This window comes from Corallococcus aberystwythensis (assembly GCF_003612165.1).
Classification (GTDB): Bacteria; Myxococcota; Myxococcia; order Myxococcales; family Myxococcaceae; genus Corallococcus; species Corallococcus aberystwythensis.
On record NZ_RAWK01000328.1, the window covers coordinates 1 to 9,718 of the forward strand.

At 72.1% G+C, this 9,718-nt stretch carries 7 protein-coding genes; 3 read left to right on the forward strand and 4 right to left on the reverse strand.

The window, feature by feature from the left end; all coding sequences use genetic code 11:
* A partial coding sequence (locus D7W81_RS36155) for a hypothetical protein (protein WP_147445752.1) occupies positions 1-608 on the reverse strand: 608 nt, incomplete at its 3' end.
* Between the two features lie 565 nt (positions 609-1,173).
* Complete coding sequence (locus D7W81_RS36160; protein ID WP_120559934.1) at positions 1,174-1,452, reverse strand: PqqD family protein; 279 nt, start codon at positions 1,450-1,452, stop codon at positions 1,174-1,176.
* Positions 1,453-1,766: 314 nt separating this feature from the next.
* Between D7W81_RS36160 and D7W81_RS36165 the strand changes: the two genes are divergently transcribed.
* The gene (locus D7W81_RS36165; protein ID WP_120559935.1) at positions 1,767-4,430 is read left to right on the forward strand and encodes an ATP-binding protein; all 2,664 of its coding nucleotides are present in this window, start codon (positions 1,767-1,769) and stop codon (positions 4,428-4,430) included.
* Positions 4,431-4,537: 107 nt separating this feature from the next.
* Positions 4,538-5,383: an outer membrane protein gene (locus D7W81_RS36170; protein WP_120559937.1), complete on the forward strand. Its 846-nt coding sequence runs from the start codon at positions 4,538-4,540 to the stop codon at positions 5,381-5,383.
* A gap of 10 nt (positions 5,384-5,393) precedes the next feature.
* On the opposite strand, the gene D7W81_RS43115 is transcribed toward D7W81_RS36170, so the two are convergent.
* Both D7W81_RS43115 and hemL read right to left on the reverse strand, forming a co-directional pair.
* Complete coding sequence (locus D7W81_RS43115) at positions 5,394-8,090, reverse strand: serine/threonine-protein kinase (protein ID WP_208721591.1); 2,697 nt, start codon at positions 8,088-8,090, stop codon at positions 5,394-5,396.
* Positions 8,074-9,369, reverse strand: a complete 1,296-nt coding sequence (gene hemL, locus D7W81_RS36180) for a glutamate-1-semialdehyde 2,1-aminomutase (protein ID WP_120559936.1) — start codon at positions 9,367-9,369, stop codon at positions 8,074-8,076. The genes D7W81_RS43115 and hemL overlap by 17 nt, the downstream gene beginning before the upstream one ends.
* 190 nt (positions 9,370-9,559) lie before the next feature.
* On the opposite strand from hemL, the gene D7W81_RS36185 reads away from it, so the two are divergent.
* A partial coding sequence (locus D7W81_RS36185; RefSeq protein WP_199747314.1) for a VOC family protein occupies positions 9,560-9,718 on the forward strand: 159 nt, incomplete at its 3' end.

Here is a 9,718-nt window from a genome sequence, read left to right on the forward strand (position 1 = left end):
CCCCCGGCACCGGCATCCTCAGCGCGACGCTTCAGCCCCAGCACCGCATCCACCGCCTTCGTGAGCGTGGGGACCGGCCGCACGTCCAGCGCCGTCAGGGGCGCCGGGTCGAACCCGCTGCCCTCCGGCACGAACACCGCCACCCTGCCCGCCCGCGGAAACACCTGCGCCACGTAGGACTGGGCCACGCCCAGCTTTCCCTGGAGGAACTCACGCGGCGCGGGCGCGAGCCGTTCCCCATGCGCCTCCAGCGCCACGCCCGTGCCCAGGAAGGGCTTCGGCAGCGGCAGGCCCGCCAGCAGCGCGACCCACGCGACGAACAGCGGCAGCGACGCGCTCCTGCCATCCAGCGTCACGTTCCGGCCGCGCGGCGAGACGTGCAGGTCCGTCTCATCCCACGGCAGCGCGTAGCGCGCGCGGCCCACCGCGGACAGGTGGCGCGCATGGTCCTGCCACGCGGGGGTGAAGGCATTGCCCCGCGACACGTCCGTCCACAGCCGTCCCTGGCCGGGGCGCACGGACACCTCCACGGGCACGATGCGAAAGAGCGCGTGTCCGCCGACGTCCGCCTGGGTGAAGAGCAACAACTGCGTGGATGCAGGCAGCATGGGCGGAGGGGGTCGGCGCGCAAGGAGAGACACAGCCGGGAGGAGGACCGAAGCCCTCCTCCCGGCCATGAAACGCGTTACTCCGCGATGACGATCACGCCCATGCCGTTGGAGCAGGTGCACTTGTCGGTGGCGGCGGAAACGCGGACGATCTCGGACTGGATGTACATGGTGGTTCTCCTGGGATGGATGTTTGGGTTTCGAGGGAAACGACGGGCGCGACTACTCCGCGACGGTGGTCGTGGTGAGGACCATGCCGTTGGAGCAGGTGCACTTGTCGGACGACGCGGACACGCGGACGATCTCGGACTGGATGTACATGGTGGTTCTCCTGGGTGGATTGCTGCGTTCACTGCCACTGCGATGAAACATGCGGAGTGTGGACAGGGGGTCTGACATTGCCTGTCACCACACCGGTGCTTCATTCCAGCCGTGAAAAGACGTCTCACGTCTGGCATCACGCGCACCCGGGGCGACCCGGGGACACGGGATTCCCAAAGGCCAGGGGCATGGCCCGGCCTGTCCCTCTCACGAGGGGAAAAGACACTTCAGGGGACGTCAGAAGTCAGACGGGACGCGAGGGCTCGCACAACCCCAGCTCCTGGAACTGCGTCACGGTGCGCTGGACGTCCGCGCGGATGGCCTCTTCCTGACCCGCGGCGCCCAGCCGGAGCGCCAGTGACGCCACCGCCCCGTCCAGGGACGTGCCGCCCTGGCACAGCTCGAAGATGCGCGCGGCGGTCTCGTTCACCCGGAAGACCTCTCCACCCTCGGTGTCCAGGAGGAAGAAGGCTCCGTCCTGCTGCTGGACAATGACGCCGGAAGTCGCGTGGGGCAGGTTCAAGACATCCCCTTCCGAAGGCGCGGCCCCCGGGAATCCTGGCGGAAGCGAAAGGTGTCGGAATCCGGTTCAAGCCGCGCTGTTACAATTCCATGTTTCTAAATGCTCGCATCCACACTGTCAATCCATGCAAGGATTTGGGTTGGACCCCATGAGAGGGTTTGAGAACGTGGCGGGTCTTGAGACGCCGCATCGCGCCAGGGGGTGGACCGGCTGTTGTGTGCTGGTGGGCGATTGACGCACGGGGGTGGCTTCACCACGGGAGCCAGGGGTGCGAAGGTAGGGTGGTGAGAAGCACAGAGCGCACGAACCGTCGGGTGGGGACGGTTTCCGAGGAGCAGGAGGCGGAGTACCGCCTCTTCGACGACATGCCCCTGGGCGTGTTCGTGCTTCGGGACGGCCTGCTCGTGCACGCGAACGCGGCGATGTGCCGGCTGACGGGCGTCCCGCGAGAACACCTTCAGGGACAGCCGGTGACGTCGCTCCTGTGGGAGCCGGGGCCGCTGGAGGACCCGGCGGATCGGCTCGCGCGGCGGCTGGGCACGGCGCCGGTGGCGGGCACCTATGAGGCGTGGCTGCACGTCGGGGATGGCGGCGTGCGCGTGGAGTTGACGGTGCATCCGCACGCCCGGGATTGGGTGGTGCAGGTGCGCGATGTCACCTCCCGCGTGCGGCGCCGCACGGTGCTGCGCCGGCTGGCGGAGCTGGGGGGCGCGGTGCGCGCGCTGCACTCCGAGGACGCCGTGCGCGAGGAGGTCTTCCAGGGGCTGGAGTCGCTGGAGCTGGGCTTCGCGTGGCTGACGCCCCGGGGCGTGGGCGTGGAGCTGTCCGTGGCGGGGCTGGCCCCCCGGCTGGTGCCGCACGCGCCGGCGCTGGGCGGCCGCGTGCGGGCGGAGGCCCCGGGCGGCTGGTCCCCCGCGCTGGTGCGCACCTGGCGTGACGGCGACGCGTGGGTGGAGGACCTGGCCGTGGAGGCGTCCCGGTTCGTGTCCGAGGCGCGCATGGACGCGGTGCTGGCGGTGTTCCGGCGCGCGGAGACCCACCGGGCGGTGGGGGTGCGCATCGACGTGGAGAACGCGCCCACGGCCATGCTGGTGCTGGCCTCGGAGTGGCTGAGCGAGGAGGACGTGGCCGCGGTGCGGCTGTTCGGCCAGCAGGTGTCGTCCGCGCTGGACTCGGCGCGCACCATCCAGCGGCTGAGCGTGCGCGCGACGGCGCTCACCGCGCTGGGACGGCTGGCGTCACAGGCCGCGTCCGCGCCGCACCCGCGCGCCTTCTTCGGCTCCGGCACGGAGGAGATTTCCGGCCTGCTGGGCAGCGACGCGGTGTGCCTGCTCTTGCCCGCGGACACGCGGCACGAGCCGGGCGAGCCCCTGGAGCTGGTCTACGCGCGCGGCCTGTCCGAGGACGCGGTGGCGCGCGTGCGCCGCGCGCGGCTGGGCTCGCTTCCCCGTCCGGGCGGGATGCCGGACGCGGTGCAGGTGCTGGACGCGGAGGCGTGTCCCGCGCCCACGCGTGACGCGCTCCGGGCGCTGGCGTTCCAGACGCTGGTGTCGGTGCCGCTGCGGGTGCGCTCGCGCGGCGTGGGCACGTTGAGCGTGCTGTTCCACGCGCGCCGCCGGCTCACCGCGCTGGAGGTGGAGACGCTCCAGGCCATGGGGACGCACTTCGCGGCGGCCATTGAATCCCACCGGCTGCTGGACGAGGTGCGCGGCCGCGCGGAGGACCTGGCGCTGATGCACGAGGTGGGCAAGGCGCTGGCGGCCACGCTGGAGCTGGACCGGCTGCTGGCCACGGGCGTCACCAGCCTGGCGCGCATCGTGGACGTGCCGGACGCGTACGTGCTCTTGCCGGACGCGCAGGGGACGCGGCTGGCCATCCGCGCGGCGACGGGCAGCCACCCGGAGCTGGTGGGGCGCGACGTGCCGCTGGACCTGACGTCGAACTCGCTCGCGGGCCAGGTGTTCCGCACGCGCCAGCCGCTCCGGGTGGAGGACGCGAGCCTGGAGGTGCGGCTGGACGACGGACTGCGCCAGGCCGCGGAGGGCATGGCGTACATGGTGTTGCCGCTCGCCGTGCACGACCAGATGGTGGGCGTGGCGGTGATGGTGGAGACGCGCCGGCCGCGCCGCTTCACGCCCTCGGAGCTGGAGCGGGCGGACGCCATCGCCAACCAGCTGTCGCTGGCGCTGGAGGGCGCGCGGCTGGTGGAGGACCTGAAGCACAGCTACGCGGAGCTGGCGCGCGCGCAGGAGCAGCTGGTGAACCGCGAGCGGCTGGTCGCGCTGGGCGAGCTGTCCGCGGTGGTGGCCCACGAGGTGCGAAACCCCCTGGGCGCCATCTTCAACGCGGTGGCCACCATCCGCCGCATCATCGGCCCGGAGAGCCCGGCCCTCCCGCTGGTGGACATCGTGGGGGAGGAGGCGGACCGGCTCAACCGCATCGTCGCGGACCTGCTCACCTTCGCGCGGCCCCCGTCGCCGCACCTGTATCCGGTGTCGGTGACGCAGCTGTTGGAAGAGGCGGTGGGCAGCGCGCTCTCCGACGTGGGCGGGACGTCTCCCACGTCGGTGCGCGTGGAGTGGGTGATGGAGGAGGACGTGCCGCCGGTGACGGTGGACGAGCGGCTCATCCGCCAGTGCTTCCTCAACGTGGCGCTCAACGCCGTGCAGGCCATGCCCCAGGGCGGCACGCTGCGCGTGGTGGCGCGCAAGGCGTGGGTGGACCGGGCCGGCGTGCAGGTGGAGATCTGCGACACGGGACCGGGCATCCCGGCGGAGTTGCGCACGCGCGTCTTCGAGCCCTTCTTCACCACCAAGGCCCAGGGCACCGGGTTGGGGCTCGCCGTGGTGAAGCGCATCATCGATTCGCACGTGGGCCAGGTGTCGCTGGACGCGCCGGAGACGGGAAAGGGCACCATCTTCCGCCTCTTCCTCCCCCTGGAGCCGCCCGCTGCGCCCCTGCCCCTGACAGGCGCCTGACAGACCCGCGAGCGGGAAGTGAACAGTCCCCTCACGAGGGCCCCCGTCGCGCGCCCGGGTCACGTCTGCTTCCGGCCTTGAGGATGCACCTCCCGGAAGAGGACACGATGCAGCGGTTCCTGATCATGGCTGGCGTGGTGGCGGGGCTGTTCGGACAGGCAGGGCAGGCTCGAGCGGAGGAGCCACGCGTGGAGCTGCGCGCGGTGGGGGAACTGGGCTTCCTGGACGTCCTGTCCCACAGCCTGCGTCAGGGGAGTACCGGGACGATCTTCCGCTTCCCCGAGGACGGCGGGCAGGACAACCTCTACACCTTCGTGCGCCTGAGCGCGGAGCTGTCCCTGCGCGGTCGGCACACGCTGGTGTTCATGGTGCAGCCGCTGGACATCCAGACGCAGGTGGTGCTGCGGCGGGACGTCACGATTGACGAGCTCACGTTCCCGGAGGGCACGCCGCTGGACGTGCGCTACGCGTTCCCGTTCTACCGGGCCAGCTACCTCTACGACCTGCTGGACGGCCCGGAGCGGGAGCTGTCCGTGGGAGCGTCCCTCCAGCTTCGCAACGCGACGTTCGTCTTCACGTCCGCGGACGGGACCTTGCGGCGGGCCAACCGGGACGTGGGGCCGGTGCCGCTGCTCAAGGTGCGCGTGCGGTGGCCCTTGAGCCGGAACTGGTGGGTGGGGCTGGAGGCGGATGGCAGCTACGCGCCCACGGCCATCATCAACGGCGATGACGACTCCGCCACCGAGGGGGCGCTGCTGGACGCGAGCCTGCGCGGCGGCGTGCGCATCACGGACACCGTGGATGCCTTCCTCAACCTGCGCTACCTGGGCGGCGGCGCGCGCGGCACGTCGGACGACAACGACGAGGAGTTCGGCGACGGCTTCACGAGCAACTGGCTGAACACCGCCACGGTGTCGCTGGGCATCCAGTACCGGCTGCCGGCGCTGGACTGACGCAGCGGGCTCAGGCGCCGCTGTCGCCGTTGAGGACGAGCCACATCAAGCCGAAGCCCAGGCCGCACGCCAGGGCCACCACCAGCAGCATGGCCCAGAAGCGGTACTTCGGGGGGATGGGCCACAGGCCCGCCAGCGGGTTGCCCCGCGCGGACTTCGCGGGCTTCTTCTTGTTGCGCTTCTGGGCGGCGAGCTCCGCTTCGCGGCGCTTCAGCTCCGCTTGCCGGAGCGCCTCGGAGATGTCCATGTCGTAGCCCACGAGCGTTTCGCGCGTCTTGGTCCGCACCTGCATGGGGCGGGTCTCGTGGGGCCGCTCCTCGGCGACGGGGGCCTGGCGGCGCGGGGCCTCCTTGGGCGGCACGTACGGGGTCGCCTTCTCGTCGAGGTACGCGGGCATGTTGCCCGTCGTCTGGGACAGGGCGCCGAAGATCTTCGCGGCCTCCATGGCCTCGGTGGCCTCGCCCGCGCCCTGCGGGGTCCAGGGCACGGGCAGCTCGTCCTTGGACATGGGGCGGGTGGCGTCCGGGAACGCTTCGGCGGGACGCGGCTGCGGGGCGGGGCCCACGGAGGTCTGGGGACGGGCCTGGGCCGCGGGGGCCTTGGGTGCGGGACTCGCCTTGGAACGGCCGGGCTTTTCGACGTCGGTGCCCTCGTCGTCGTCCGGATTGGGGCGCAGGGCCATGGGCGAGGGGCCTGCGCCCTCGGTGGCGTCGTCCTCGCCGGAGCCTGGGGTCCAGCCGGCGTTGCCGGTGGCGGGCAGGCCCGTTCCGCTCTTGCGCGCGGGCCGCTCGTTGGTCGTGGAGTCCTCACTGCCTGCGCCGGGAGTCCAGCCCGGGCGCGAGGGGCGGTTCTGCATGGGTGAGTCCTCCGGGGCCGGGGGGGGCCCCTCACGGTGAGACGCTCGAAGGTGTGTAGCGGAGTCTTCCGCGTCCGGGCCCGGATTCCAATCCGGCCGGGACGGTTGTTCAGCCGGGGCCTGCCTGCCCGGAAGGGACTCCGCGACCTCACGGGTCCCCTCCCCTGGGTCGGTCGTGTCCTCGGAGCCCGGGCCCGCGGGGGACTCCAGGGAGGCTGGAGGCTCGCGAGGGGTGGGCTCGTCCTCGCCCGCCCCGGGCGTCCAGTGCGAGGGGGCCGCTCCGGACGCAGGCGCCGTGACCTCGGGAGTGGAGTCCGCCACCGGCTCCGGCATCCGCGCAGGGGCCGCACCGAACGCGGTGGCGTCTTCTCCGCCCGAGCCCGGCGTCCACGAGGCCTGTCCGGACGCGGTGGCGTCTTCCCCGCCCAAGCCCGGCGTCCACGCGGGCCGCGAGGCCTGTCCGGGCGCGGTGACCGCTCCACCGGCTGTGCCTGCTTGCGGCGCTGGAGGAGGCTGCCCCGGCACGGTGGGCTCCGCGGCGCCGATGCCCGGCACCCAGGCATCCATGGTGACTTCCTGGTTGTGCAGCCGCACCGGGGGCGCCTTGCGCGGCAGGCCGGACGCATCGCCAGGCTCCGCCCAGGGCCTTTGAGCCGCCGCCGCGCGCAGCGCCTGCTCCACCTGCGCCGCGTCCAGCGCTTCGGTCCGCTGCCCCACGCTGGCGATCTCCGCCTGCCGCAGCTTCGCCGCGTCCAGCGCCTCCGTCGCGATGTCCTCCTGCGCGCGGAGCGCCTCCGCCACGTCCTGCGCCCCGGGCGGCGCGAGCACCGACGGGAACTCCTGCCGCGTGCTCGCGCGCTCGGGATGTTCGCGCAACAGGTCCTCCAGCATCTGCTGCTCGATGACCTTCTCTCGCGGGAAGGCCGCCGACATCAGCCGCACCAGGTCCGTATCCGTCACGTTGGGCGCCAGCTTCTCCTTCAGCGCCCCCAGCGCCTCCGCCATCGCGGTCGCCGTGGGGAAGCGGTCGTTCGGCTCGGACGCGAGCGCTCGCGCCAGGAACGTGTCCACCGCGCGCGGCAGGTCCGGCCGGTGGCGTCCCGCCGGCTCCCACTGCGGATAGGCCGCGCGGCGCCAGCGCTCCAACGGGTCACCCCGCTGCGACAGCGGCTTCCATGCGAACAGCTCCCACAGCACCACGCCCACCGCGTACAGGTCCGCGCGGCGGTCCACCGTGCGCTTGCGGGCCTGCTCCGGCGCCATGTACGTGAGGTTGCCAATCACCACGCGCGGCGCTGTCTGCTGCTCCTTCAGCGTGGACTGCGCCGCGCCGAAGTCGATGATCTTCACCTCGCCCGCGTAGCTCACGCACACGTTCGCGGGGGACAGGTCGCGGTGCACCAGGTGCAGCGGGTGCCCCTCCTCGTCCGTCGCGTCGTGCGCGTACGCCAAGCCTTCGCACAGCCGCTGTCCCAGTTGCAGCAGCGGTCCCAGGGGCATCATCCGCTGACGCTGCCGCAGGCGGTACGCGAGCCGGCTGAGCGTCTTGCCCAGCACGTACTCCATCGCGAGGAACAGCTGCCCGTCCACCTCGCCCATCGCGTACACGCGCGCGATGTTCGGGTGCGCCAGCCGCACCACCACGCGGGCCTCGTCGCGGAAGCGACCCACGAACTGGCGGTTCTCCACCAGGCCCGGGAGCACCTTCTTCACGACGACCGCGCGCCGCACGCCCTCCTCGCGCGCGAGGAAGACCTCCCCCATCCCCCCGGCGCCAATGCGGCGCACGAGGGTGTAGGGACCGAAGCGCACGGGCCCGGTCAGGGCCTCCGGTTCAACGGGCGTCGCCAAGCGCGCGGAACGCCTTGCGGGCCGCGGCGAGCACGTGCGCCACCTCCGGCTCGCCGATGGCCAGCGACACGAACGCCGCCTCGAACTGGCTGGGCGGCAGGTACACACCTTCTTGCAGCATCGCGTGGAAGAAGCGCCCGAACTTCGCCGTGTCCGCCTTCTTCGCGGACGTGTAGTCGAACACCGGCTCCGCCGTGAAGAACACCGTGAGCATGCTGCCCACGCGGTTCACCGTCACGGGCACGCCCGCCGCCTTCGCCTCCGCGCGGAAGCCCTCCTCCAGCAGCAGGCCCAGGTGCTCCAGCCGCGAGTACGTCCCCGGCGCCGCCAGTGCCTTGAGGCACGCGAGGCCCGCCGCCACCGCCACCGGGTTCCCGGACAGCGTGCCGGACTGGTACACGGGCCCTTCCGGCGCCACCTTGACCATGATGTCGCGCCGGCCGCCGTACGCGCCCAGCGGCATGCCGCCGCCCACCACCTTGGCCATGGTGGTCAGGTCCGGCTTGAGCCCGTACAGCTCCTGCGCGCCACCGCGCGCCAGCCGGAAGCCCGTCATCACCTCATCCAGCACGAAGAGCACGCCGTGCTTCTGGCAGAGCGCCTGCAGTCCCTCGAGGTAGCCGGGGCGCGGCACCAGCACGCCCATGTTGCCCACCACGGGCTCGATGATGGCGCAGGCGATGTCCTTGCCCTTCTCGTTGAAGATGCGCTCCACGGCCTCCAGGTCGTTGAAGGGCGCGGTGAGCGTGAGCGCCGCCAGCGCGGACGGCACGCCCGGGGAGTCCGGCAGGCCCAGCGTCTCCACGCCGCTGCCCGCCTTCACGAGGAACGGGTCGCCCGCGCCGTGGAAGCAGCCTTCGAACTTGAGGATGTGGTCGCGGCCGGTGAAGCCGCGCGCCACGCGGACGGCGGCCACGGTGGCTTCCGTGCCGGAGGACACCAGGCGCACCTTCTCCACGGAGGGCACGGTGGCGCAGAGCAGCTCCGCGAATTCAACCTCCGCGGCGACGGGCGCGCCAAAGGTGGTGCCGCGCCGGGCGGCCTCCAGGATGGCCTCGATGATGGGCGGGTACGCATGGCCCAGGATGAGCGGGCCCCAGCTGCCCACCAGGTCCACGTAGCGGTTGCCGTCCACGTCGGTGAGCCACGCGCCGGAGCCCTCCTTGAAGAAGACGGGGTCGCCTCCCACGCCACGGAAGGCACGCACCGGAGAGTTCACGCCACCCGGGATGCGCGCCTGCGCACGGGCGAAGAGGGCCTGGCTTTGAGCGTGTTTCATGGGGGGTTCCATAACACGCGCGGGACGCCCGTCCCTGCCCCGCGTGGCTTGGCGGTGTCGCCTTTTCACCCCCGAGCGGACGCCTGCCCGCACGGCGGTGGGCCCCGGCCTCGGAGCAGGCCCTTCAATCCCTGGCGGGGAGCGCCACACGCGACTTCACCCGGCGGAGGCGGGCGGTTATAGCCACCGCATGCGCATCCTCCACACCATGCTCCGGGTCGGCGACCTGGAGAAGTCGCTCGACTTCTACACCCGCGTGCTCGGCATGACGCTCCTGCGCCGCCAGGACTACCCGGACGGGAAGTTCACGCTCGCCTTCGTGGGCTACGGCCCCGAGGACACCCACCCC